At 54.3% G+C, this 23,470-nt stretch carries 20 protein-coding genes; 4 read left to right on the forward strand and 16 right to left on the reverse strand.

What is annotated here, in order from left to right; genetic code table 11:
* Positions 1–33 precede the first annotated feature (33 nt).
* Positions 34–1,263, forward strand: a complete 1,230-nt coding sequence (locus D5085_12315) for a response regulator (GenBank protein ID QEP43839.1) — start codon at positions 34–36, stop codon at positions 1,261–1,263.
* Positions 1,264–1,273: 10 nt separating this feature from the next.
* Here the strand turns inward: D5085_12315 and D5085_12320 are convergent, their stop codons facing one another.
* From D5085_12320 to D5085_12395, 16 genes are all read right to left on the reverse strand, one after another.
* Positions 1,274–1,816 carry a hypothetical protein gene (locus D5085_12320; GenBank protein QEP43840.1) on the reverse strand — a complete coding sequence of 181 codons (543 nt, stop codon included), beginning with the start codon at positions 1,814–1,816 and terminating at the stop codon, positions 1,274–1,276.
* Positions 1,817–1,831: 15 nt separating this feature from the next.
* Positions 1,832–2,239, reverse strand: coding sequence for a response regulator (locus D5085_12325; GenBank protein ID QEP43841.1), 408 nt, complete (start codon positions 2,237–2,239; stop codon positions 1,832–1,834).
* Entirely contained in the window at positions 2,232–3,947 is a 1,716-nt protein-coding gene (locus D5085_12330) for a response regulator (protein ID QEP43842.1), read from the reverse strand. The genes D5085_12325 and D5085_12330 overlap by 8 nt, the downstream gene beginning before the upstream one ends.
* Positions 3,919–5,037, reverse strand: a complete 1,119-nt coding sequence (locus tag D5085_12335; GenBank protein ID QEP43843.1) for a 3-deoxy-7-phosphoheptulonate synthase — start codon at positions 5,035–5,037, stop codon at positions 3,919–3,921. The genes D5085_12330 and D5085_12335 overlap by 29 nt, the downstream gene beginning before the upstream one ends.
* A gap of 88 nt (positions 5,038–5,125) precedes the next feature.
* Positions 5,126–5,755: a VacJ family lipoprotein gene (locus tag D5085_12340; GenBank protein ID QEP45149.1), complete on the reverse strand. Its 630-nt coding sequence runs from the start codon at positions 5,753–5,755 to the stop codon at positions 5,126–5,128.
* 212 nt (positions 5,756–5,967) lie between these two features.
* On the reverse strand, positions 5,968–9,048 hold the full coding sequence (locus tag D5085_12345; protein QEP45150.1) for an efflux RND transporter permease subunit: 3,081 nt from the start codon (positions 9,046–9,048) through the stop codon (positions 5,968–5,970).
* A gap of 101 nt (positions 9,049–9,149) precedes the next feature.
* A complete protein-coding gene (mnmA, locus tag D5085_12350) occupies positions 9,150–10,247 on the reverse strand; it encodes a tRNA 2-thiouridine(34) synthase MnmA (GenBank protein QEP43844.1) in 1,098 nt (365 codons plus the stop codon).
* A 14-nt stretch (positions 10,248–10,261) separates the two neighbouring features.
* Positions 10,262–10,969, reverse strand: a complete 708-nt coding sequence (locus D5085_12355) for a hypothetical protein (GenBank protein ID QEP43845.1) — start codon at positions 10,967–10,969, stop codon at positions 10,262–10,264.
* Between the two features lie 26 nt (positions 10,970–10,995).
* Positions 10,996–13,698 carry a DNA polymerase I gene (polA, locus tag D5085_12360; protein QEP45151.1) on the reverse strand — a complete coding sequence of 901 codons (2,703 nt, stop codon included), beginning with the start codon at positions 13,696–13,698 and terminating at the stop codon, positions 10,996–10,998.
* Between the two features lie 9 nt (positions 13,699–13,707).
* Positions 13,708–15,306 (reverse strand): HAMP domain-containing protein, encoded by a 1,599-nt coding sequence (locus D5085_12365; protein ID QEP43846.1) that lies wholly within the window; start codon positions 15,304–15,306, stop codon positions 13,708–13,710.
* A gap of 48 nt (positions 15,307–15,354) precedes the next feature.
* Complete coding sequence (locus D5085_12370) at positions 15,355–15,858, reverse strand: heme-binding protein (protein QEP43847.1); 504 nt, start codon at positions 15,856–15,858, stop codon at positions 15,355–15,357.
* Positions 15,859–15,877: 19 nt separating this feature from the next.
* Positions 15,878–17,110, reverse strand: coding sequence for a 2-octaprenyl-3-methyl-6-methoxy-1,4-benzoquinol hydroxylase (locus tag D5085_12375; protein QEP43848.1), 1,233 nt, complete (start codon positions 17,108–17,110; stop codon positions 15,878–15,880).
* Positions 17,097–18,407 carry a 2-octaprenyl-6-methoxyphenyl hydroxylase gene (locus D5085_12380; protein ID QEP43849.1) on the reverse strand — a complete coding sequence of 437 codons (1,311 nt, stop codon included), beginning with the start codon at positions 18,405–18,407 and terminating at the stop codon, positions 17,097–17,099. The genes D5085_12375 and D5085_12380 overlap by 14 nt, the downstream gene beginning before the upstream one ends.
* Positions 18,307–19,626 carry a Xaa-Pro aminopeptidase gene (locus tag D5085_12385; protein QEP45152.1) on the reverse strand — a complete coding sequence of 440 codons (1,320 nt, stop codon included), beginning with the start codon at positions 19,624–19,626 and terminating at the stop codon, positions 18,307–18,309. The genes D5085_12380 and D5085_12385 overlap by 101 nt, the downstream gene beginning before the upstream one ends.
* Positions 19,627–19,653: 27 nt before the next feature.
* On the reverse strand, positions 19,654–20,232 hold the full coding sequence (locus D5085_12390; protein ID QEP43850.1) for a hypothetical protein: 579 nt from the start codon (positions 20,230–20,232) through the stop codon (positions 19,654–19,656).
* 74 nt (positions 20,233–20,306) lie between these two features.
* The gene (locus D5085_12395) at positions 20,307–20,696 is read right to left on the reverse strand and encodes a prepilin-type N-terminal cleavage/methylation domain-containing protein (protein QEP43851.1); all 390 of its coding nucleotides are present in this window, start codon (positions 20,694–20,696) and stop codon (positions 20,307–20,309) included.
* 196 nt (positions 20,697–20,892) lie between these two features.
* Here D5085_12395 and gspH point away from each other — a divergent pair, with 196 nt between their 5' ends.
* Genes gspH through D5085_12410 form a run of 3 tightly spaced genes read left to right on the forward strand, consistent with a single transcriptional unit; the run spans position 20,893 to position 23,458 of the window.
* Positions 20,893–21,474: a type II secretion system protein GspH gene (gene gspH / locus D5085_12400; protein ID QEP43852.1), complete on the forward strand. Its 582-nt coding sequence runs from the start codon at positions 20,893–20,895 to the stop codon at positions 21,472–21,474.
* 6 nt (positions 21,475–21,480) lie between these two features.
* Positions 21,481–22,275: a hypothetical protein gene (locus D5085_12405; protein ID QEP43853.1), complete on the forward strand. Its 795-nt coding sequence runs from the start codon at positions 21,481–21,483 to the stop codon at positions 22,273–22,275.
* 16 nt (positions 22,276–22,291) lie between these two features.
* Positions 22,292–23,458, forward strand: coding sequence for a hypothetical protein (locus D5085_12410; protein QEP43854.1), 1,167 nt, complete (start codon positions 22,292–22,294; stop codon positions 23,456–23,458).
* Positions 23,459–23,470: the final 12 nt, after the last annotated feature.

Here is a 23,470-nt window from a genome sequence, read left to right on the forward strand (position 1 = left end):
AATGGCTGAATTGTACCATAAGTCGGGCTAGCGATGAGCTGCTTCTCTATTTTATCGGCTCTTAGGGGGGGGGCTCTTGTGTGGTATAGTGCACTGGTGGCGCTAGTCGGTGGGGGGCTAGTTATCGCGCTGTTGAGCTGTAGGCGGCGCTACCGCGATCTGCAGCTAGCGCTAGAGCAGCAGCAGCGACTAGTGCAGCGGTTAGAGGCGAGCTGTGCCCGTCGCGATACTATCAATCATGACGCCCTTCAACACTCACTTGCCCATCTTAGCCATGAGCTACGAACACCGTTAAATACCTTAAATGGTTATCTACAGCTACTGCGGCAGGAGACGCAGGGGGAGAGGAGCCTTGCGTGGTGGCATCAGGCCGATAGCTCGATAGATCATCTATTGAAGCTGCTTAATCAGCTACTCGATCCGGCTAAAATCGAGGCGGGTAAGTGGGAGCTAGAGCCGCAACCGCTTGTCGAGGTGGGGGGGAGAGAGCGGAGTGAGTCGAAGGCGCTGCTACAGATCAATATCTTAGTGGTAGATGATAACCCGCTAAACCGAGAGGTGGCAGAGCAGCTATTAAGGCGGTGTGGGGCGATTGTGACGAGTGTTGACGATGGTCAGCGGGCGTTGGCGCTGCTACAACAGGGGGGAGCGGTCGATCTCATTTTGATGGATATTCAGATGCCAAATATGGATGGATATAGTACGACTAGCCATATTCGGCAGCTACCCCACTGTCGCGATATACCGGTGATTGCGATGAGTGCCCATGCGCATGAGCTGGATCGTGAGCGCAGCCTTGCTTGCGGGATGGTGGAGCATATTAGTAAACCGTTCCATTTAGAGCAGCTAATCGCCGCTATCGACTACCATGTTGTCCGCCCGTCTGCGATAGCAGAGGGGAGCGAGGGGGAGGCGACTTTGCCGCTGTTAAATCGGGCGTTAGCGGTAGAGCAGCTAGGTGGCATGGAGGATATTTGGTGCGATTTGGCACAGCAGTATCTGGCCACTTGGCAGCTACCCCATCAGGAGCTGCAAAGGGCGCTACAGCAGCAGCAGCGGAGTCGTGCTCGCCAGTTGAGTCACCGTCTCGCTGGCAGTGCGGCGATGATTGGCCTCAAGCGGCTGGAGCACTCTTTGCGCCAAATTGAGAGCCAGATGGAGGAGGAGGATCACACCCCTCCATGGCGGCCGTTACTAGAGGAGCTACAGCAGTCGTTAGCCCTATCGATTAACGCGCTACAGCAGCTACTAGAGCGATCGTAGGGCTCAGCAGTTACTGGTGCTGTAGAGTAAAGATAATATAGCTGCCACTCTCATCGGAGAGATCGTCGTAATCGATGCTAATCTGCTCATTAAAGTGGGTGATGCAGCCTCGAATCAGGCCGTAGGCGAAGAGCCCCATCTGGCGGGGGGAGCGATAGACTAGCTCTAGCCGGTTTGGCTCTGGTTCAGAGTGTTCGAAGGTAGGCAGCTCGGCATCGGGGTAGAGTTTTCTCACCTCGACATGGATATAGCTTTCAATCCCTTTTAGAAAGTCGAAGGCGTTGGTGACTCCCTCAAAGAAGGTCGGGTAGAGCTGATAGAAGCGTTCAAACAGATAGTCGCCAAAGGTGATAAGTAGCTCGCTAAGCGGTAGCTCGACCCGTGTGCTTAGCGCGGCCACTAGGCGCACCATCTCCTCATAGGGGTAGGTGCCGACTGCGGTGTAGCTACCGCCGTGGGGTAGTTCGGCGGCCTCAATGATATCGTCCAGAATATCTTCGGAGAAGGTGGTAGCGACCATCTCCATAAACTCGGTAAAGACCATACCCTTCATTAGTGTCATGACTCCCTAAAAGTTATATTTTTTAAAACAGTGCTCAATCGAATCTTTGACTTTAATCAGTTTAAACGGTTTGAGGATAAAGCTACAGGCACCGTAGCTCATCGCCGCTTTAACATTTTCGACGGTGGCATCACCGCTAATAATAATCACCCCCATCTTAGGGTGGCTCTCTTTTAACTCTGACATAAACTGCAGCCCGTTGCCATCGGGGAGATTAATATCGAGAAAGGTGATATGAGCCTGTTGGAAGAGTAGATGGCGTCGCGCCTCGGCAAAGGATTCGGCCTGGTGAATCTTGACTAGCCACTGGGGGTAGTTTTCGCGAAAGATATTTAATAGCACTAGCTGTAGCGTCTCTCGGGTCGAGCTAGCATCATCGATAATAAAAATGTGCAGCGGTTTGAGTTTAGTCATGAGAGTGTTCGGCAAGCAATTGGTCAATGTGATCGCTAAATTGATCGAGTTGCAAGACCAACTCCTCTAGTCGCTGCGACTTAAGGCGGCTTTGCAGCTCCCCCGCCTCATCCGTTAGCCGATGAAAGCCGACATTGCCGGCCGACCCTTTGATACGGTGGGCGATTTTGGTGCAGCCGGTGGTATCGTTGCGCTCTCTGGCCTGCTGGAGTTGCTGTTTTAATGAGCGTAACTCATTAATAAACTGCCCCCTAAGCTCTACCATCCACGCCTCAATAGGGAGCGCCTCGCTAGCTGGGGCGGTGGCGGCTGCCGCTGGAATCGTCTGCGCTAAAGTGGCAAAAAACTTCTCCTGCTCTATCGGTTTAGCAAGACAGCTATAGAACCCCTGCTGTTGGTAGTTAGTCATATCTTCTGGCATGACATTGGCAGTTAGAGCGATCACAGGGGTCGAAAAACCGAGCTGCTGTAGCAGTTCAAAGGCCTGTTTACCGTCCATTTTGGGCATTTGAATATCCATCAGTACCAGATTGAAGTTATCGCTTAGCGCCGCCTCTACCGCCTCTTCGCCATTGGTGGCGGTGACTATCTCTAGCTGGCACGCCTTAAGGAGGGTGGTGACAATCTGTAGGTTAACGGGGCTGTCATCGGCAACGAGTACCTTGCCCTGCAGCTTGGGGATGATAGGTATCACTTTAGATTTCGGTTCGCGCTTGTCGATAGAGTTCATATCGCCACTATCAATGGTGATGGTAAAGACTGAGCCCTCTCCCTTTGTACTGTTGACGGTAATATCTCCCCCCAACAGATTGGCCAGTCGCTTGGAGAGGTGGAGCCCCATGCCGTTGCCGCCATATTGGCGATTACTCTCCTCATCGAGCTGAGTAAAGGGGCGAAACAGGCGGGGAGTATCAGCTGGGCTGATGCCGATGCCACTATCTTCAACCTTAACCTCTAGCAGGCGACTTGCCGGATGGTGGTTAACCGCGAGGCTGACCTTGCCCTGTTGGGTAAATTTGACCGCATTTTGGGTAATATGAAACAGAATCTGTTTGAACATCACCGGATCGGTCACAATTCGCTCGGGCACGCTAGGGTGAATGGTCAGATCGAAGTTAAGCCCCTTATTGGCCGCCTCGGCGCCAAAGTTGCTGCGAATGAGCTCGAACAGTCGCTTAATCGGTACGGTTGCGAGCTCCTTCGTTAGGGTGCCGGACTCAATATCGCTAATATTAATAATGCCGTTTAGGACGCCTAATAGGTGGTAGCTGCTATCGATAATCGATTCGATGGCGCTATCGACCTCATCGATCGCAATAATACCGTTTTTAATATTTTCGGCAAAACCGATAACGGCGGTGAGTGGGGTGCGTAACTCATGGCTAACATTGGCGAGAAAGTTAGTTTTGGCGCGGTTAGCCTCTAAGGCTTTGTCACGGGCTATCTCTAGCTCTCGGGTGCGCTGCTTGACCTCCTGTTCTAGGGAGTCGTGCAGACGAGTTAACTCCTGGTTGCGGTTGTATAGCTCTAGGCTTTTGCCCTCTAACAGATGCTCGGCCTGTTTGCGGGCGTTGCGCTCCCGCTCTAGGCGCCGCTCAAGGCGCTGGAGCTGCTGCTGTAGCGCGGCTAACTCGCCCTCGGGTGCTGCTGTGGGGCTGCTCATCATAGGCGCTCTCTCACTAATCGGTTTGGCTAGCCGCGAGCGCAATGCGCTCTAGGTAGGCTTTGCGGCTAATATCAACATCCCGAATAAAGTAGGGCAGCTCATTCAGTCGCAGTGCCTGCGGGCCATCGACTAGGGCGTTGGCTGGGTGGGGATGAAAATCGACCAAAACCATGTTAGCTCCAGCGATCACCCCTTGGGCGGTGACATGCATTACATCGAGTAGTCGATCTGAGCCGACCTCGCGGCTGCCGACCGAGTGGGAGGGATCGATACAGACCGGCATACGGGTGAGCCGTTTAACGACCGGAACATGGGCAAAATCGACGAAGTTACGGTGGGGATCGCCCATGTTGGTCTTCATGCCTCGTAGGCCGAAGATGACTCGGTCATTGCCTTCGCTAGCCAGATATTCGGCGGCATTGAGTGACTCATCGAGAGTAATGCCAAACCCCCGTTTAAGCAGCACTGGAAACGCCTGCTGCCGGCCAACCACCTTAAGGAGCTCAAAATTTTGGGTATTGCGGGTGCCTATCTGTAGCATCACTCCGGTCGGATGGCCGGTCTGCTCTAGGGCGCTATTGATTTCGTGAATATGTGACTCGTGGGTGACCTCCATCGCGATCACCTTAATGCCATAGTTACCCGCGATATCGAATACATAGGGGAGGCAGCTCGCTCCGTGTCCCTGAAACGCGTAAGGGCTAGTCCGCGGTTTATAGGCTCCCATGCGGGTGCAGACCTGCCCCTGCTGCTGTAGCGCCCTCATCATCAGTTCGACATCTTCGGGGGTATTGACAGCACAGAGGCCGGCAAAGATATTGAGGCTCTCTTGGCTGAATGTCACGCCGTTATACTCAAAGCCGGTGCGGCGCTGATCATCGTGTTGATGACGCCCTAAAATACGGTAGGGCCTAGAGACTCGAACCACCCGATCAACTCCGGGAAGGGTCTTAATCTCACTATCATTAATGGTGGCGGTCTCGCCGAGTAGGTAGAGTTCGGTTAGGGTCTGCCGCTCACCATGAACCTGGTGAGTGCGGACGGTAATGTTAGGCAGTGTCAGCAGGAAGCTCATGATGCTGTCGAACTCGCGGCTAGTACGGGTAATTTCGGGTTTTAAGATAACAATCATTGTCGTGACTCGGTTAATTAGCTGTTAATTGCTCTCATTCATAAAAGGCAAGGGTAGCATAGACCCCCGTTTCACCAAAGAGGGGTCGCTACTCCTCAAAACCGAACAGGGCATCGTCGATCTCGGGGGGAGGGGGGTTGCCATCATAGATTTGGTAGCTGCGGCGCTGTAGGTAGGCCTCACGCATAAAGGTATAACCATCACCGCCGGTGCGCTGCATGGAGTCGGTTAGTGGGAGGAGATCGGCGCGGGTATCGACAATATTGAGCGCAAGTAGCGAGTAGCGACTCCCCTCTAGTAACTCCTCTTCGAGCCTAGGCTCCACCGCCCACTCAATGACGGTCGCACTGCCATCTCTTAAGGTTGAGGGGCCGAGAAACGGCAGCACCAGATAGGGGCCGCTGCCGACTCCCCAGACGGCGAGGGTCTGACCAAAATCCTCATCGTGGGCGATAAGCCCCATCGGAGTGGCGACATCGACTAGCCCTAATAGACCGATCGTGGAGTTAGCGACAAAACGGCCACCCGACATTAGCGCCTGTGTCGGTTTAAGCTGCAACAGATTGTTGGCCATGACGCTTATTTCATCTAGGTTATTGAAAAAATTGGTAATGCCGGTATCGACAAAGCCCGGGGTGACCGCCTTATAGCCTCGGGCAACCGGTTGCATGAGGTGGCTGTCCACGACGCTATTGAACGCAAACAGAGTGCGGTTCATCGACTCCCACGGATCGGGGGTCGGTGGTGGCGGCTTTAGAGAGTGGGTTGTGGCACAGCCTGCGAGGAGTGTGGTGGTTAACAGTAACAGCAATAGGGGTAGGGGTAGGGGGGAACGCACAGACTCACTCCATCCAGTTATAGTGGGCTAAACAAGGGGGGATATAGTACGCAATTTGGCCGCCGCTTGCACACAACTTTATTGCTAGGTGGCTACCGTTTGAGCCTCGGGGAGCGGCTCATCGTGATCCGATAGAGCACCGGAATGACAAAGAGGGTCAAAAGGGTAGAGAAGGCGAGTCCCCAGACGATAGCGGTCGCCACCGGCCCCCAGACCAGCGATTTTCCCCCTAAGCCGGTAGCGAGCGAGAAGAGTCCGGCAATCGTGGTGAGTGAAGTAATCAGAATCGGAATCACCCGCCGTCTAGCCGCGTAGAGGGTGGCGTGCAGCAGGCTCATACCTGCTGCGAGGCGATCATTAGCGGCGGAGATTAAGACAATCGCCGAGTTCACCGCAATGCCGGCGAGCGCCACCACGCCATAGAGGGTGTAGAGGCTGAGCGGATTGTTGGAGATGATTAATCCTAACACTACGCCGGTAAAGGCTAGCGGCACCGTCACTAAAATCGCCAGCGGCTGAAAATAGCTGTTAAATTGGGTGCCGAGAATGATGTACATAATGCCCACCCCCATCATAAACAGCACAATAATGTTATCTAGGGCTTCGTTAATATCATCTAGTGCGCCACTAGTATCGATCGCTAGATTCGGGTAGTGCGATTGTAGTTCGCGCTCCCAGTAGTCGATAATGGCACCGTTAGCGGCGACCTCATCGGTGATCTTTTTGTCGATATCGGCTTCGATTGTTATCGCACGGCGGAAGTTGTAGTGGCGGATATTGCCAACTCCCTGAGCACTCTCGACTTGAACTAGCTCTCGTAGCGCGATCTCTCCCCCTCCGGGTAGTGGTAGGGTGAGTTGTAGCAGTTGGCCAATGTCATCAACATTAGCGGGGCGGCCGCGCACCCGTACCGGCCACTTCTCCCCCTCATACTGTACTGAGGCGAGTGCTTCGCCGTCAGTGAGTAGCCGAAGGGTGCGGCGAACGGTCTCGGCGTTCAAACCGACCTGACGAATGGTGTCGTAGTCGGGTCGTAGCCGTAGCTCCATGCGCCCTGCGACCGCATCATCACTAATATCCTTAATACCGCTCATCTGGAACATGGCGGCCTTTAACCTATCGGCAGCCTGACGAATCTCGTCATAGTCATCGCCCCGAACCTTGATTTTAACCGGTTTCTCTACCGGCGGGCCGCCAGCTAGTCGTACAAAGGAGATATTGACCGCCCCGGGGATGGTGAGTACCTCGCTGCGCATCGACTCCATCACCTGATCCACGCTACGCATCCCCGGCTGCTCCGGTAGGAGGCTGACCATTATCTGACCATAGTGTTCGCCGATAAGAGGGGCGGTTTCAGTAAACGCGATCCCGGCATAGCTGACGACGGCACGGGCATCTTCAGGTTGAAGATAGTGTCTGACTACTCTCTCGACCCGTTCGCTCTGTTGTAGCGTCTGCGCGAGTGGGGTAGAGGGCTCCATCTCGATAGTGATATAGAAGAGCCGAATCGGATCGGAGGCAAAAAAGTCCATCTTTACCACACCACTACTAACGGCGCTAAGAATCGCAATAAACATCAGGAGTGCCGAGATAAGGGTTAGCCTTGGCCAGCGCATCGTCCGTAGTAGCAGACGGGTATATTTAATCCTGATCCAGTGGGTCATAGCGGTGCGATAGGGCTGTAGTCGCGACGGGCGGTCTGCTCTACTGCCGTGTTGGGCGACCACATGAGCCGGCAGGATCCAGTAAGCTTCGATAAGCGATATTGCCAACGATAGGGTTACCACTAGCGGAATCACCATCATAAACTGCCCCAAAATTCCCGGTAGTAGCATGAGCGGCAGAAAGGCGGCGATAGTGGTTAAGACGGCGGCGGTTATTGGGGCGAAAATCTCTTTAAGCGAGTCGATTGCCGCCTGAAGCCGATCAACGCCGCGCTGGAGCCGGTAGTAGATCGCCTCGGCCATCACTACCGCATCATCAACCAGCATACCTAGCGCAATCACCACCCCGAGCAGAATCGACTGATTGAGGGTCTGACCGATAGCGGCTAAGATCCAGAAGGTCGCCGCCAAAATAAACGGAATGCCGATAGAGACCAGCAGTGAGATGCGTGATCCTAAAAATATCCAAGTCACCAAGACAACTAGCAGCAGGCCGATGAGGGCATTATTTTGCATAATCTCAATCGCATGACGGGTGGGAATGGTCTGATCGTCAGCCAAAATCAGCCTCACACCGGTCAGTTCGCTCATCTGATTTCTTGTCTCAAGATACTCTTTTATATCGGCCAGAATATCGAGAGTGTTGGTCTGGCTCTTTTTGGTGATACCGAAAAAGAGGGCGGGTTGGCCTTGGTAGCTGGCGAGATAGGTCGGATCTTCATAGGCTCGTACCACCTCCGCGACCTCATCGAGACGAATTTCACCTCGTGCGGTGGCAATCGGCATGGCGCCTAAATAGGCAGGATCGGCAGAGGTGCCCAATACCCTAATCAGCCAGCTCTGCTGCTGCTGTTGGGTATCTCCGGCGGCGATATCGCGAAAATTGAGGCTCACGGTATGGGCGATATCGATCGGGGAGAGGCCGAACTCGGTTAACCGTTCGGGAATGAGATTCACTTGCAGCTCCGGATCGGGTAGGCCGATTTCGGTCACGCCATTGACGCCGGGGAGTCGCTTTAGATCCTTAGTAATGAGTACCCCTTGGCGGCGCAAATTATCATCGAACCGAGGGGCAGTGACCACCACCATGGCGGTGGGGAAAGCATTGGCAGTGGTGATTTCGTTAATGACCGGATCGAGTGCATCGGTGGGTAGCTCTCGCTGCTTATTCTGCACCTCGCGGCGCAGATCGTTGAGCCGTTTATCGAAAGTGCGCTCGTCGATCTCATCAAAGCGTACCAAGATGGACGAAAGCCCTTGGCGACTATTACTGTCAACAAAACGAATGTCGGCTAGGTTCGATATCGCCTCTTCGAGCGGATCGGTGAGCAGCTTCTCCACATCGCTCGCCGCTGCGCCAGGCCAGAGGGTGGTAATATTGATCCAGTTAAAGTTAATCTCCGGGTCTTGCTGTCGAGGCAGGTCGAGATAGGCTAGTGTTCCCATCACCAACACCAGCACAAATAGCAGGTTGGCTAGGACTTGGTTTTGGAACAATTTTTGTAGCATGATTTTGCTCTCTATCCTCTCAATAATTGCGTTGCCACAATTTGCCATCAGACCGTTGCCAGCCATGCAATGTTACCCCATCCGCTGGGTGCCCATATTACTTAGTCTATGCCGCGCTCAATAATCGCCCCGCCAAGAGTTATCTCTCCTTGGTAGAAGACGATAGATTGCCCCGATGTGACGGCTCGTTGTGGTGAGTCGAAGTCGATCCGCCACTGTTGTGGGTCGAGCGCCGTTATGGTACAGGGTTGATCTGCCTGTCGATAGCGAATTTTGGCCTGACACCGAAGCGGCAGAGCCGGAGGGGTGGGGCTAATCCAGTGTTGTTGGGTGGCGATGAGCGCTGAATAGAAGAGTCGTGGGTGGTGATACCCCTGCACCACTACGAGCCGATTATGGGTTAAATCTTTGGCGGCGACAAACCACGGCTCCTCGGGATAGCCCTTTAGTCCACCGATGCCTAACCCCTGCCGCTGACCGATGGTGTAGAACATTAGCCCCTGATGCTGACCAATGACCGCACCCGTTTCGGTCACTATCTCCCCAGGCTGGGCGGGTAGGTAGCGTTGCAGAAAGTCACTAAACCGCCGTTCACCGATAAAGCAGATGCCGGTACTATCCCTTTTTTGGCTAGTGGCTAACTCTGCTTCGGTTGCGAATTGACGCACTTCGGGTTTGGTTAGCTCTCCTAGGGGGAAGAGCGAATGGCTGAGTTGATATTGATTCAGGGCGTGGAGAAAATAGCTCTGATCTTTATGACTATCGACCCCTTTCAGTAGCTGCCACTCCCCATCGCGGTAGCGGGTGCGGGCGTAGTGGCCGGTGGCGATCTTATCGGCTCCTAACGATAGGGCATAGTCGAGAAAGGCACGAAATTTAATCTCTTTATTGCATAAAATATCGGGGTTGGGGGTACGACCGACGCGATACTCTGCTAAAAAGTGCTCAAAAACCCGATCCCAATACTCGCTAGCGAAGTTTATGGTCAGTAGCTCCAGCTCTAGCTGTTTTGCCACTGCCGTTGCATCGGTGAGATCAACTGCAGCAGCGCAGTAGTCGTCGCGGTCATCCTCCTCCCAGTTTTTCATAAATAGCCCCCGCAGCGAGTATCCCTGCGCTTGCAGTAACAGCGCGGCGACGGAGGAGTCCACCCCGCCCGACATACCGATAATTAACTTGAGTTTGGAGGGCGTAGCCACTGCTGTTAATTGCTCTATACGGGCCAGAGGCGCAATATCGCAACGACCAATCCTCCTATTCCCATGGAGGTGGCAAAAAACCAGCGCATTTGGGTTTTAATCTCTTGATGGATGGCTACAATCTCTTGGTGCTGCTGATCGAGCCGCTTTTCGATCTGTTCAAAGCGCAGATTGAATTGCTTTTCCTGCCTCTCAAAGCGTTTATCTAGCTGTTCGGCTTGCATCTCAAAGCGTTTATCTAGCTGTTCGGCTTGCATCTCAAAGCGTTTATCTAGCTGTTCGGCTTGCATCTCAAAGCGCTTATCGATCTGCTCAAAGCGCTTCTCCATCTGCTCAAAACGCTTCTCCATCTGCTCGGTTAACATCTCAAAGCGTCTATCCATCTGATCTAAGCGTTTATCCATCTGATCTAAGCGTTTATCCATCTGATCTAAGCGTTTATCCATCTGATCTAAGCGTTTATCGATCTGCTCAAAGCGCTTATCTATCTGTTCGAAACGCTTCTCCATCTGGTTGATTAACATCTCAAAGCGCTTATCCATCTGCACGAAGCCCTGTTCCATCAACTCTCGTTGATGAAGTAGCTCCTGCTCTACGCGAGCCATGCGTTCGCGTATATCCATCTCATAACGGACATTGGCATTTTTTTGCCACGGCTGCTGTTGCAGCTTTTGATCAATTAGGGAGGCTATCTGTTCTAAATCTTCAACGGCTAGTGACATCTGATTTTTACTCCTAAAGGTGGAAGTTAGTGTGCTTCATCCCAATTCTCGCCATGGCCACACTCAACCTTTAACGGCACTCGTAGCTCGGCTGCGCTCTCCATGAGTTGGGTAAGGGTGGCGGTAGTGCTCTCTAACGCTGTTTTGGGCAGTTCAAACACCAATTCGTCATGAACCTGCATGAGTAGTTGGGTGGTGCTCTCTTGTTGAGATAACCAGTGGCCGACTTTGAGCATGGCTCGTTTAATAATATCGGCTGCCGTGCCTTGCATCGGGGCGTTAATCGCTGTCCGTTCGGCATATTGGCGGCGGGCGGCGTTGCGGGAGTGAATTTCCGGCAGGTAGAGGCGACGGCCAAACAGAGTTTCGACATAGCCCTGCTCTCGTGCCAGTTCACGGGTACGATCCATATAGGCTTTGACGCCAGGATAGCGGCTAAAGTAGAGATTGATATAGTCTTGCGCTGCATTGCGCTCTATGCCGAGCTGTTTGGCTAGACCAAAGGCCGACATACCGTAAATTAGCCCAAAATTGATCGCCTTGGCACTGCGGCGCTGCTCGTAGGTAACCTGATCGAGTGCGGTGGCAAAGAGTTCGGCGGCGGTGGCGCGGTGGATATCTTCGCCGGCATGAAAGGCGGCAACTAGTCCGCTATCTTGCGATAGGTGGGCCATAATTCGCAGCTCGATTTGGGAGTAGTCGGCGGCGAGGAGGTAGTGGTCTGGTGGGGCGATAAAGGCTTGACGAATCCGCCGCCCCTCTGGAGTACGAATCGGAATATTTTGTAAATTGGGATCGGAGGAGGAGAGCCGACCCGTCGCCGCGACCGCTTGATGGTAGGAGGTGTGAACTCTTCCGGTGGTTGGGTTAACCATCTTTGGCAGCTTGTCGGTATAGGTCGATTTGAGTTTGGCGAGCGAACGGTGTTGTAGAATTAGCTGCGGCAGTTCGTAGTCGAGTGCGAGCTCTTGGAGTACCTCCTCAGCAGTCGAAGGCTGCCCCTTGGGGGTCTTTTTCAGGATGGGTAGCGACTGCTTTTCGAACAGAAGCGCTTGAATCTGTTTGGGGGAGGCGGGGTTAAAGGGTTCGCCGGCGGCGTCGAATAGCTGCTGCTCTAGTCGGGCTAGCTTCTCGGTGAGCTCTAGGCTCTGCTGCCGGAGCAGAGAGGTATCGATTAATACGCCGTGGTGCTCCATCTTTACGAGTAGCGGTAGAAGTGGCAGCTCTAGCTCGCGGTAGAGCTGTTGCAGTGTCGGTTCGGCGGCCAATTTGGGGCTTAGCTGCTGCTGTAGGGCTAGGGTGACTGCCGCATCTTCAGCGGCATAGGGGGCCGCTTGGGATAGCGCTACTTCGGCAAACCCTATCTGTTTCGCCCCCTTACCGGCGACCTCTTGGTAACTAATGGTCTTATAACCGAGATATTTTAGCGCTAACGAATCCATATCGTGACGGCTCGCGGTGCTGTCGAGTAGATAGGATTGCAGCATCGTGTCATCGCCAATGCCGCGCAGGGTGATGCCGTGGTTGCGTAGAATATGGCTATCGTACTTCAGGTTTTGGCCACATTTAAGCGGGGTCTCACCCTCTAGCAGCGGCTTAAACTGGGCTAGTACAGCGTCCCGATTGAGTTGGTGCTCGCTTCCGGCACCGCTATGGGCTAGGGGGAGATAGGCCGCCCGATTAGGGGCGGTCGCGATGGCGATGCCGACAATGCGGCCATCAATATAGTCTAATGAGGTGGTTTCGGTATCAAACGCAAACTGTTCGCACTGGTTTAGTTCGGTTAGCCACTGCTGTAGCGCCTCCTCGGTAGTAATTAGCGGATAGCTTTGGGGGTCGATAGGGAGGGGCGAGCTAGTCTCTTCACTGCCACTCTCTAGTAGCTCTTTAAGCCAGCTTTTAAACTCAAACCGCTGGTAGAGCTGCCGTAGCTGTTGGGTGTCGGGTGGTTGTCGGGCTGTTAGCGAGCGCCATTGGCCCCCTAAATCGACATCACAGCGAATGGTCACCAGTTGTCGCGCCAGCGCTAGCTGCGGTAGGTGGCTGCGCAGACTCTCTCCCACTTTGCCCTTAATCTCTGCGGCATGATCTATTAAGGTATCGAGGGAGCCGTAGTGCTGTAGCCACTTCGCCGCCGTCTTTTCACCCACTTTGGGGATACCGGGGACATTGTCGCTACTATCCCCCATGAGTGCTAGATAGCCGATAATCTGCTCTGGTAGGACACCAAATCTCTCTACGACGCCTTGGGTGTCGGTTATGCTCCCTTTCATGGTGTCGATGAGGGTGATGTGGTCACTGACTAGCTGCGCCATATCTTTATCACCGCTAGAGATGATCACGCTCTGGCCATCGGCCTCTGCTCGACGGGCTAGGGTGCCGATGACATCGTCCGCCTCGACCCCGGCGATCACAAAGAGCGGCAGGCCAGCTGCCGTGAGTGCTTGGTGTAGGGGGGCAATTTGAGCACGCAGCTCGTCGGGCATCGCCGAACGGGTCGCTTTGTAGTCGCTATAGAGCTCATCACGAAAGGTTTTGCCGGGGGCATCGAAGACGACTGCTATCTGTTGTGGCTGGTAGTGCTGTTGCAGCTTGCGCACCATGTTGATAACACCGTAGATGGCACCGGTCGGCTCACCGGCAGAGTTGCTGAGCTGCGGCATGGCGTGGAAGGCGCGATAGAGGTAGGAGCTGCCATCAATTAAGATGAGTGGTGTGGTCATGGTCATCGTCATCGTTTAATGGATGCGATATTGACGAATGAGTTCGACTAGACGGTTAATCTCCCGATTAATCTCATCGGTTGCGCCGACCGATTCGTGCGCTTTCTCGGTGGTGGTGTGGGCAATGTCGGCGATATGGACGATATTGCGGTCGATATCCTGACTGACGGTACTCTGTTCGCTAGTCGCCTGTACAATTTGGCTATTCATTTGGGCGATGGTATCGACAGCGACGACAATCTGCTGTAGCACCTCGCCCGCTTTATGGGTCTCGGTGACACTGCTGTTGGTCAGTTCGCGGCTGGTCTGCATCGCGCTGACCGCATGTTGGGACTGATTTTGCAGCCGTTCGATAATTTGCCGAATCTCCTCGGTTGACTGCTGGGTCTTTTGCGCTAGGGTACGAACCTCATCGGCGACCACGGCGAAGCCGCGCCCCTGCTCTCCGGCGCGAGCGGCCTCAATGGCGGCGTTGAGCGCTAGTAGGTTGGTCTGTTCGGCAATTCCGGTAATCACCTCTAGGACATGGCCGACCTGTTGGGCATCGGTTTCGAGTTTGGCCATCACCTCGGCGGCATGGCCAATCTCATTGGCTAGGGAGGAGATGCGTGTGACGGTACTGTTCACAACTTGACTCCCCTCTTCGGCAGAGTGTTTGGCACTGTGGGCCTGCTCTGAGGCGCTGACCGCCTGTGAGGAGACCTCCTGCACCGAGACTGCCATCTGATTCATCGCGGTGGCGACCTTATCGAGCTCCTGCTGCTGTTGCCGTACCCCCGCTTCAGTCTGAGAGAGCATACCGCTGACGGCACGGTTATCGTTATCGATACGCTCTGAGATCTCGCTAACCTGTCGTAGTAGATCTTCGGTGCGCTGTAGCATCTCGTTATAGGCGGTAATAATCGCTCCAATCTCATCGTCATCAAAATTGCTCTGTAGCCGACCGGTGTAGTCCCCTTGGCGGACGGTCGCTAGGTGGTTGCGTAGCTGCTCAATCGGTCGCATTAACACCTGCGTCCCGAAGATACGGCCAAAGATAACCAGAATTAAGATCGAACCGGCGGTGAACATAACCACATTGAGCTTAAGGGCTTGAACCTCATTGGCGGTTTTGGTCATCATGACGACCGCTTGATGCATCTCTTTTAAGATAAGCGGCGACTGCTGGTGGATCTGGCGGTAGCTGTCGGTGGTGGGGTGGTCGATGTGGGCTAAAATGACCTGTTTATAGTCGCGCCATAAGCTCTCAACCCGCTGCATCTGTTTAAGGGTGGCGCTATCGGTAATGGGGTAGAGATTCTGTGTCGGATCGCCCTCTAGCAGGCTGCGGTGCGACTTCTCAAACAGCTCGATGCTCTCCATCACTTCGTTGCGATTGGCGATCTCTTGGGCGATTAACAGCGCCTCTTTGGCCATTCGTTGGCTGAGCATTCGCTGTTGACCGGCGATATTGACCGAGTTGGCATCGCTCCCCATCGATAGATAGAGCACGGCCACTGAGGTGAAGGCAAATAGAAAGATAACGATATAGGTAAACAGAAACTGTGAGGCGATAGAGTGAATACCGATGCCGCGCATGGTTTGCTGCATGAATAGACCGAGTTGACGACCCATGAGACTCTCCTTGGATTATCGGGGCTAGGGGATAGAATGAGAGAGGCGTTAGAGCTCCATCTCTAAATCGTCGCGAAGGGTATCGAGCCCCGCCTTAGCACACGCCTCATCGGTCTCACCGGCGGGGGCACCGCTCACCCCGATAGCACCGAGTAGCTGGCCGCCACCGCCATGAATAGGCACGCCTCCAGCCGACATCACTAGCCCGTCAACTCGGCCAACGGCGCTATTAGCTCGCTCGGTGAGCGCTGAGGTGGGGGCATTGAAATTGGCGGCGGTATAGGCCTTCATTTGGCTAATTTGGAGCGATATGGGGGCGGCGAGGGTGTCTCGTAGCTGCACCTGTAGCGTACCGTCGCGGTCAACGATGGCGACTGAGATATGAATCCCCTCCTTGCGACAGGCGTTGATGGTGCCTTGGGCTATCTTTTGAGCACTGTCGAGTGAGAGGCGGATGAGCTCGATCGCCAGTGGCTCTTCGGCCAGTGTGGGTGCTGTGTGGAGGGTAAGTAGTAGCGGTAGTGCGGTTAAGCCGGTGTTAAGGCTTTTCATTAGGGTAGCTCCTTAAGTTCTAGGGTGAATCGGTTGGCCAGAGGGGGCGGCAGAGCGGGGGTAGCTCTTCGCCGCCGTTAAGCCCCATGGCGTTAATAATCAGTTGCCGTTTGAGAGGAGTCAAGCGATCGGTTAGCTGTAGTCCACGGTTTCGCAGTGTGGTTATTAGGGGGTGACTGTTGCTAAAGAGCCGTTTTAAGCCATCCATTGCCCCCATCATGAGTAGATTATCCCCTTTGCGCCAGCGCTCGTAGCGGCGCAGGGTCTTAAAACGGGACGGTGTGCGCCCCTGGCGGATATCGTTTAGGATCACTTCGGCGAGTGCGGCGGCATCGAGCAGGCCGATATTGAGCCCCTGTCCTGCGAGCGGGTGGATTACATGGGCGGCATTACCGATCAAGGCGAGGCGCTCTTGGGTGTATTGGCGGCTATGTTTGAGCTGTAGCGCAAAGCTGGCGCGCTGGCCGCTCGCCTCTAGCTCGCCGAGTGCAGTACCGAACTGCTGCTGTAGCTGGTGTAAAAAAGGGGCCTCCTCTAGCTGCATCACGGTGTCAGCCTCCTCGGTCGGTAGCGACCAGACTAGGGAGCAGCGGTGGGGATCGGCAAGTGGCAGCATGGCGATGGGGCCTTTGGGGGTAAAGCGCTGCCAAGCGGTCTGCTGGTGGGGGTCGCGGGTGGTAATCGTGGCGACCACAGCCTGCTGATCGTAGCTCCAGCCGTGGCTCGGCATGGCGGCTAACTGTCGCACTTGTGAGTTGGCTCCATCAGCACCGATGAGCAGATCGCACTGGAGCGCGCGACCGCGATCGTCCCGTAGCTCAATCGATTCGGGGTGGCGTCGTAGGGTGGTTAGATTAAAATCGGTGATTAGCTCACACTGCCCCTGCCGCCGTAATCGGTTCACTAGGGCGCTCTGAATCGCCCCATTTTCGACAATATGGCCCAAATTGGGCTCTCCTACCTCTGCGGCGTCAAAGTGGATCGCCCCCGATCTCTCCCAGACGCTCATGGCACGATAGGGGCAGAGGCGTAACTGCGCTATCTCATCCCAACAGTTAAGACGTCGTAGCAGATTTTCACTGGCGCGGGTCAGTGCGCTAACTCGCAGATCGTACTCTGCTGGAGGGCGTTGCCAGGGGGTAAATGGGCGCGGTTCGATCATTGCGAGGCTTAGGCCGCTGTCGGCCATGGCGGCGGCAAAGGCGTTGCCGACCATGCCGCCGCCGACGATAATTAGCTCATAGTCGTTCATAGTGGTATCCCATCATCTGGTGGGTGAATGGGCGTCGCAGCGAGGGAAGGTTATCGAGAATGGCTAGCCCTTTGCTGCGAAGGGCGCCACACGCCGCTCCCTGGTGGCCAAAGAGTTTGCTTAGCAGGTGGGTGGTGCCGATAACCCGCCAGTGATCACTGCGTCTTAGGCTCTGATAGTGGTGCAGTAGCGCCGGATCGCCCGGATCGCTCCCCTGCTGTAGCTGCGGTTTCAGTAGCGCCGTTAGGGTATCAACATCACGCAGGCCGAGATTAAACCCCTGTCCGGCGATAGGGTGGATCGTATGGCTGGCGTTACCGATAAAGAGTGTTCGTGGCGCTACCGCTTGGGGGAGATAGCGCAGTGTCAACGGGTAGCTATCGCGCTGGCCTACAGCGGTAAAGTGGCCGGCACGGCGGCCAAAGCGCTGCTGTAGCTGCTGTAAAAAGTCGTTGTCATCTAAGTTGATCCGAGGCGGTTGCTGCGAGTCGGGTTGGGTCCAGACGAGCGACCAGTCGCAGCTATCGGCTCGGTTTCCGTAGGGGAGTAGGGCGATCGGCCCTTCGTTAGTAAAACGCTCGTAGGCGCAAAACTGGTGGGGAAGATGGGTGGTCACGGTGGTAGTTAGCGCCTGTTGGTGATAGGTGTATGCTATCTTTGTTAGCCCTAGCCTATCGCTAAAATAGCTCCCACCACCATCGGCGATCACGACTAATCGCGCCTGAATTGTGAATGGCTCGCCGGTGAGGGGGGTGAGATGGATCCGGTTACTCTCGCCCTCAAACTCAAGCTCTTCGGCCTCTACCGGCGCTATCCTCTCGACGCTTAAGGGGGGGAGCTGCTGTAGGGCGCGGCCTAGCGCGGCGGCAGCAGCGACATAGCCGAGCGCTTCGACCCGCTCTGTCGCCGCGCTAATGCGAGTGGTGCCGAAGTGGCCTCGATCTGAGACATGGATAGCTTTAATCGGTGTCGCCTCGGCCGCCACCGACTCCCAGATACCGAGCTGCTGTAGTCGTCGCACCGAGAAGTGGGAGAGGGCGATAGCGCGTTGATCAAAGCTCTGATGCTGGCGGCTGTCGCTCTGCTGGCGATTAATGAGTGCTATTTTTGTTGGCGTGGAGGCGAGCGCTAATGCCAGTGAGGTACCGATGAGGCCGCCACCGATAATGGCGATATCGTACTGCGTTTTAGCCATGTTAATGCTCCGCTTCCGCCATAATCGCCTCAATGGCATCAATCTCTTTCGGAATAGCGGCGCTAAGTACCTCGTAGCCGCTGTCGGTGACGAGGAGATCATCTTCGATACGAATGGCGATTCCCCACCACTTTTTGGCCACTTTTTTCGATTTGGGGGGGATATAGAGCCCCGGTTCGATGGTCAGCACCATCCCAGGCTCCAGTTCCCGCCAGGTCTCTTCGATTTTATAGTCACCGACATCGTGGACATCCATGCCGAGCCAGTGGCCGGTGCGGTGGGGAAAGAAGGGTTTATAGGCCTCTTTTTTAATTAGGCTCGATAGATTGCTCCCCTTGAGGATATTGAGCTCCATCAAACCGGCGGTGACCACTTCGACCGCCGCTTCATGGGGGGCGTTCCAGTGGTTACCCGGTTTCACCTGTGCCATGGCCGCCTGCTGTGCCTTGAGGACGATTTGATAGAGCAGGCGCTGATTTTTGGAGAACTTGCCATTGATTGGAAAGGTGCGGGTAATGTCAGCGGCATAGTAGTCGAGCTCCGCAGCGGCATCGATAAGCAGCAGATCGCCCTCCTGTAGTGGCTGATTATTGGCGGTATAGTGGAGGGTGCAGCCATTGACACCGCCACCGACAATGGAGGGGTAGGCGGGGGAGCGGCAGCCGTGGAGCATAAAGTGGTGCAACAGCTCCGCCTCCACCTGAAACTCATATTTGCAGCGGCGGGTCATCTGCATCGCTCGCCGATGTGCTTCGGCGGAGATGTTGGCCGCACGGCGCATGGTCTCGATTTCGGCTGGGCTTTTGATAAGTCGCATATCGTGCAGAATGTGGCTTAAATCGATAATCTCGCCCGGGGTATGGACACCCGCGCGGCTCTGACAACGCAACTTGTTTAACCAGCCGAGCAGTTTGGTGTCAAACTCGGCATGACACCCCATGGCGTAGAAGATGCGCTCTTTGCCCTCTAAGAGTCCTGGCAGAATATCGCCGATATCGTCAATCGGAAAGGCGTCATCGGCACCGAAGTCGGCTTTAGCGCCATCGAGTCCGGCACGATGGCCGTGCCACATCTCCTTTTTGGGATCTTTTTCCCGACAAAAGAGCAGATACTCGCCTTGATCTCGCTCTGGAATGATGACCGCGATCGCCTCTGGTTCGGCAAAACCGGTCAGGTAATAGAAGTCGCTGTCGGGACGAAACGGATAGTCAACATCGCGGTTACGAAGCTTCTCTATGGCGGTAGGTATAATGGCGATACTCTTCGAGCCTATCTGCTCTATAAAGTCGCGGCGACGGTGGCGAAACTCTCGACTCTCTATCGGCATAGCGCCCTCTCTCAGATCGGGTTAGTGGAGTGTGGGGGTATCATCGGCAACAGAGAAGAGTGGCAGGGGGTGGAGCTCATCTAGTAGCGTCAGGGCACCGGCACGCAGATATTCACCGATTTCGGTCAGTGAACGATCATTAATCTCCTCATTGCTATCGGGAACAAAGGTGTTAGCGCGGCTGATTTCGAGTAGATCATCTAGAAACTCGCCACTTTCGGCCGAGAGCTTTTCGACGGCAAGATTGCCGTGGCTGAGCCCTAATAGCAGCCCTTGAGTCCACTCCGATATCGCCTCAATGCGCTGTTCAATCGACGCATCCCCCTCCTCGGGCATGAGGGGCGAGAAGCTGAGCATCGGATCGTTTAGCTCCTCAATAAGCGACTCAAAGACGATATTGAGGTTATCAACCGCCTCTTCGCGCACCAGATCGCCAGGATTGAGATCGGGGGTAATATAGGGCTGCCACTGCACGGCCGCCTTATTGCCTTGGGTAATAATCAGCCCGGTGAGGAGGCCGTGAAATTCGCTGGCGCTAGTCGAGGCATTTAGCTGGTCTAGCCAGTGGGTAATGGTATAGGTATCGTTACTACTTTCCATGGTCTTTATCAGTTGTTGTGGTTCATATAGGTGTCACAATGGCATGAAAAAGGGCGGATGACAAGATGCTACTGCTACTGGGCGAAGCAGGCGGTCGGTGTACGGGTGGTGGGAGTGACGGTTAAGACGGTACAACCGCTATCGCTGCTCTGCGCACCGCTGGCGGTGGCGGTCAGGGTATAGCTACCGGCGCTCTGGGCGCTAACGGCAAAGGTGTAGTAGGTGAAGTTGGCCGAAGGATCGCCTAACTCGGCGAGGGTCGCGTAGTCGCTGTCACTAGCACGCCACTTCTCCTGCGCCATCTGTAGTCGAGCGAGTTCAGCAATCGCCTCCCCACGGCGAGCCTCAAGCATATAATTGGTATAGCTAGGATAGGCAACCGCAGCGAGGATGCCGACAATGGCAACCACAATCATCAGTTCAACTAGCGTAAAGCCTTGGTAAGAGGTCGCATTGAGTTTCATCATTCTCTCCGGTAGTTTAGAAATTGGGTTAATGCTAGATGCTAAGCGTCCAAGTATAGGCGGAGTGTGACCGATTCGGCAAAATTTCTTTGTCACCGTGATTAGCGGTGGCTGAAAGCGGATAAGCGGTAGGTGACTGGCCGATAAAGTGGCTATACTAAGCTCAGTAGCAGTCGATTGAGGCGAATAACAGGCGATGAAGCAGAACAGAACAGTTAGGTGGCGCTTTAGGGCGAGCGGGATGACCCTGATAGAGGTGCTGATTGTGGTGGTGATTGTGGGGATTATCGCTTCACTCGCTGCGCCGTCGTTTACCGGTGGCGTTGGTACGGCTCGGGTGACGGGGGCGGCAGAAGCTCTCTATGCTCACCTACAGTTAGCCCGCTCCGAGGCGGTTAAACGCAATACACCGATCACAGTCAGCTTTAATGCTGCCGCGTGGTGTGCGGGGATGATTGCAGGCACAGCGGCCTGTGATTGTACCGAAACGGTGACGAGCGAGAGTGACTATTGCGGACTAGATATGGGGGGGACGATGACAGCCCAACTAGTCACCGGTAACGCTTTTCAAGGGGTCACCATGGCAGCTAATCCATTTACTAATGGCAACACAACAATAGATAATGTTCGTGGCACTGCGAATAATGGCAGCGTCTGTTTAACTTCGAGTGATGGGAAAGTGTTGCGAGTCTCGATGAGTATCTTAGGTCGGGTCTCTATCTGCGAATCGGGTGGAACCTCCTATACCACTTATCCTGCCTGTAGCACTAACTGCTAGTGGGTGATGATGATGAAACAGTTCTCCTGTACACATTTTGGTTCAAGCGGCTTTACCTTAGTCGAAATTATGATCGGCATGTTTGTCGGTCTGTTCGTGATTGGGGGCACCATTAGTTACTACAGCGCCTCGACTGGCAATAGTGCTGATATCGTTCGCATGGCGAGACTGCATCAAGACCTAGGTGCCATCAGCCATATTATAGCTGGCGAGGTTCGTCGCGCGGGCTACTGGGGCGGGGGGCCGGGGCTAGATAACCCCTTTATGCAGCCCCCCTATCTGTTGGCTATTAGCGTGAATAGTGGCGCGACCTGCCTCTCCTACAGCTACGACTACAATGGTGCTAATCCAAATGGCACCCTAGATACGACAGGCGATGTGTTTGGTATGTTTCGTTACGATGTCACTAATCGCGCGATTGAGATGTATAAACGGGTAAATAGCGCTGGCACTGGTGCCAATTTTACCTGTACCAATAGTGCTGCCTCTGACTGGGAAGATATTACCGACCCAACGGTGATCGAGGTGACCGCCTTTAGCGCCGATTTTGTCGGCTCTCGTTGCGCTAATACCGAAACGGGGGGCGGGAATTGGCAGAGTGTGACGGTAGGCGATACCACTTTACCTTGTGATACCAATAGCGTAGCTCGATCCGTTGGCGATAAGATGGTTGAGTCGCGTTATGTCAACTTTTCTATCACGGCGCGTTTGGTCAGTGATAATAGCGTGACCTTAACGCTCTCTGAATCGGTGGCGGTAGCTAATAACCGTACCTTTTACGCCACAGCGGCTGTGCCATAGTTTGGGAGAAAATGATATGAAACGCTCTATTGTCGTCAATAAGTTTCAGCGGGGGGCAGCGGCGCTCTTAGTCTCTACCGTACTGCTCTTCTCGGTCAGTATGGTGACTCTGTTTACCTCCAAAACGGTCATGATGGAACAGAAAATTAGCGCCAATCAGGTGCGTTCTATTGAGGCGCTAGAGAGTGCACAGGCTGGGTTAGAGTATGTGCTCGCCTATGTTAAAGGGGGGGGCGGAGCCGATCAGGATGGCGATGGCAATATTGATGTGATTAGCGTGCCAGCAGGCACCCTTACCCCGGCGCCGGCTATTACTATGTGTAACTATCGTGCCACCGGTTATGTTGCCTGCGGCTGCACCCCTGGCACTGCCGACGCCCCTGATGGAACCACCTTTGAAATTTGTGTTACCGGTAGTAGTGCCGATGGCACAGCAACTCGAACGATACGCTATCGAGGGACAGGCATAGGGCTATTTCAAGGGGGAGGGCCAACCCACCCTGTTGTTGCCAGAACCACCGTGAATATGATAGGGGAGGCTAAAATTCATAATACCGAAACGAATGCCACCATCTGGACTGGTCAGACGGTCACTATGACCGGTAATAAGTTTATTACCTTTATTGCTGATGGTTCTAGTTCTGGAGGTGAGGTGGCTATCTCAAGACCTGCGGATGGCACGCTAGGATTCGATATTGTTGACCAAGATCCACAATTAGTCGCTTTGACTGGCGATGAGTTTTTTCAGAGCTTCTTCTCAGGCACAAAAGCCGACATTAAAGCAACTGCCGATACTATCTCCTGTAGTGCCGCTGAGGTGCAACCGGGGCGATTTGTCTGGTGTGATGGTAGTAGTACCTTAAGCGTAGGGAGCGTGGGTAATAGTAGTTCAGCACCAGCGATTGTGGTCACGGAGGGGGATTTTAAGATAACTGGTAATAGTGTTTTTTACGGCATTATCTATGTGATGGGGGAGGTTCAGACCAGTGGTACTCCACAAATTCATGGGTCTCTCATTGGCGAAGGTGAGGATACCAATGGGGATGGTATTCCTGATACCGCACTAAAAGTGAATGGTACCCCTGATATCTATTATAAACGCTATTTTGAGGGCGGAGGAGATGGTGTCGGTATGCCGAGTCGGGATATTAGGGTCGATACAGCTAGTTGGCGCGATTTTTAAGAGGATAGAACA

The organism is Ectothiorhodospiraceae bacterium BW-2 (genome assembly GCA_008375315.1).
Lineage (GTDB): Bacteria > Pseudomonadota > Gammaproteobacteria > Thiohalomonadales > Thiohalomonadaceae > BW-2.

What these genes read in the sequence shown, in the direction of transcription:
- D5085_12315 (QEP43839.1), top strand. Translation starts at nt 34, where the DNA reads ATGAGCTGCTTCTCTATTTTATCGGCTCTTAGGGGGGGGGCTCTTGTG.
- D5085_12320 (QEP43840.1), bottom strand. Translation starts at nt 1,816, where the DNA reads ATGAAGGGTATGGTCTTTACCGAGTTTATGGAGATGGTCGCTACCACC.
- D5085_12325 (QEP43841.1), bottom strand. Translation starts at nt 2,239, where the DNA reads ATGACTAAACTCAAACCGCTGCACATTTTTATTATCGATGATGCTAGC.
- D5085_12335 (QEP43843.1), bottom strand. Translation starts at nt 5,037, where the DNA reads ATGATTGTTATCTTAAAACCCGAAATTACCCGTACTAGCCGCGAGTTC.
- D5085_12340 (QEP45149.1), bottom strand. Translation starts at nt 5,755, where the DNA reads ATGAACCGCACTCTGTTTGCGTTCAATAGCGTCGTGGACAGCCACCTC.
- D5085_12345 (QEP45150.1), bottom strand. Translation starts at nt 9,048, where the DNA reads ATGCTACAAAAATTGTTCCAAAACCAAGTCCTAGCCAACCTGCTATTT.
- D5085_12355 (QEP43845.1), bottom strand. Translation starts at nt 10,969, where the DNA reads ATGTCACTAGCCGTTGAAGATTTAGAACAGATAGCCTCCCTAATTGAT.
- polA (QEP45151.1), bottom strand. Translation starts at nt 13,698, where the DNA reads ATGACCATGACCACACCACTCATCTTAATTGATGGCAGCTCCTACCTC.
- D5085_12365 (QEP43846.1), bottom strand. Translation starts at nt 15,306, where the DNA reads ATGGGTCGTCAACTCGGTCTATTCATGCAGCAAACCATGCGCGGCATC.
- D5085_12370 (QEP43847.1), bottom strand. Translation starts at nt 15,858, where the DNA reads ATGAAAAGCCTTAACACCGGCTTAACCGCACTACCGCTACTACTTACC.
- D5085_12375 (QEP43848.1), bottom strand. Translation starts at nt 17,110, where the DNA reads ATGAACGACTATGAGCTAATTATCGTCGGCGGCGGCATGGTCGGCAAC.
- D5085_12380 (QEP43849.1), bottom strand. Translation starts at nt 18,407, where the DNA reads ATGATCTCCTCGTCACCGACAGCGGCTACGAGGTACTTAGCGCCGCTA.
- D5085_12390 (QEP43850.1), bottom strand. Translation starts at nt 20,232, where the DNA reads ATGGAAAGTAGTAACGATACCTATACCATTACCCACTGGCTAGACCAG.
- D5085_12395 (QEP43851.1), bottom strand. Translation starts at nt 20,696, where the DNA reads ATGAAACTCAATGCGACCTCTTACCAAGGCTTTACGCTAGTTGAACTG.
- gspH (QEP43852.1), top strand. Translation starts at nt 20,893, where the DNA reads ATGAAGCAGAACAGAACAGTTAGGTGGCGCTTTAGGGCGAGCGGGATG.
- D5085_12405 (QEP43853.1), top strand. Translation starts at nt 21,481, where the DNA reads ATGATGATGAAACAGTTCTCCTGTACACATTTTGGTTCAAGCGGCTTT.
- D5085_12410 (QEP43854.1), top strand. Translation starts at nt 22,292, where the DNA reads ATGAAACGCTCTATTGTCGTCAATAAGTTTCAGCGGGGGGCAGCGGCG.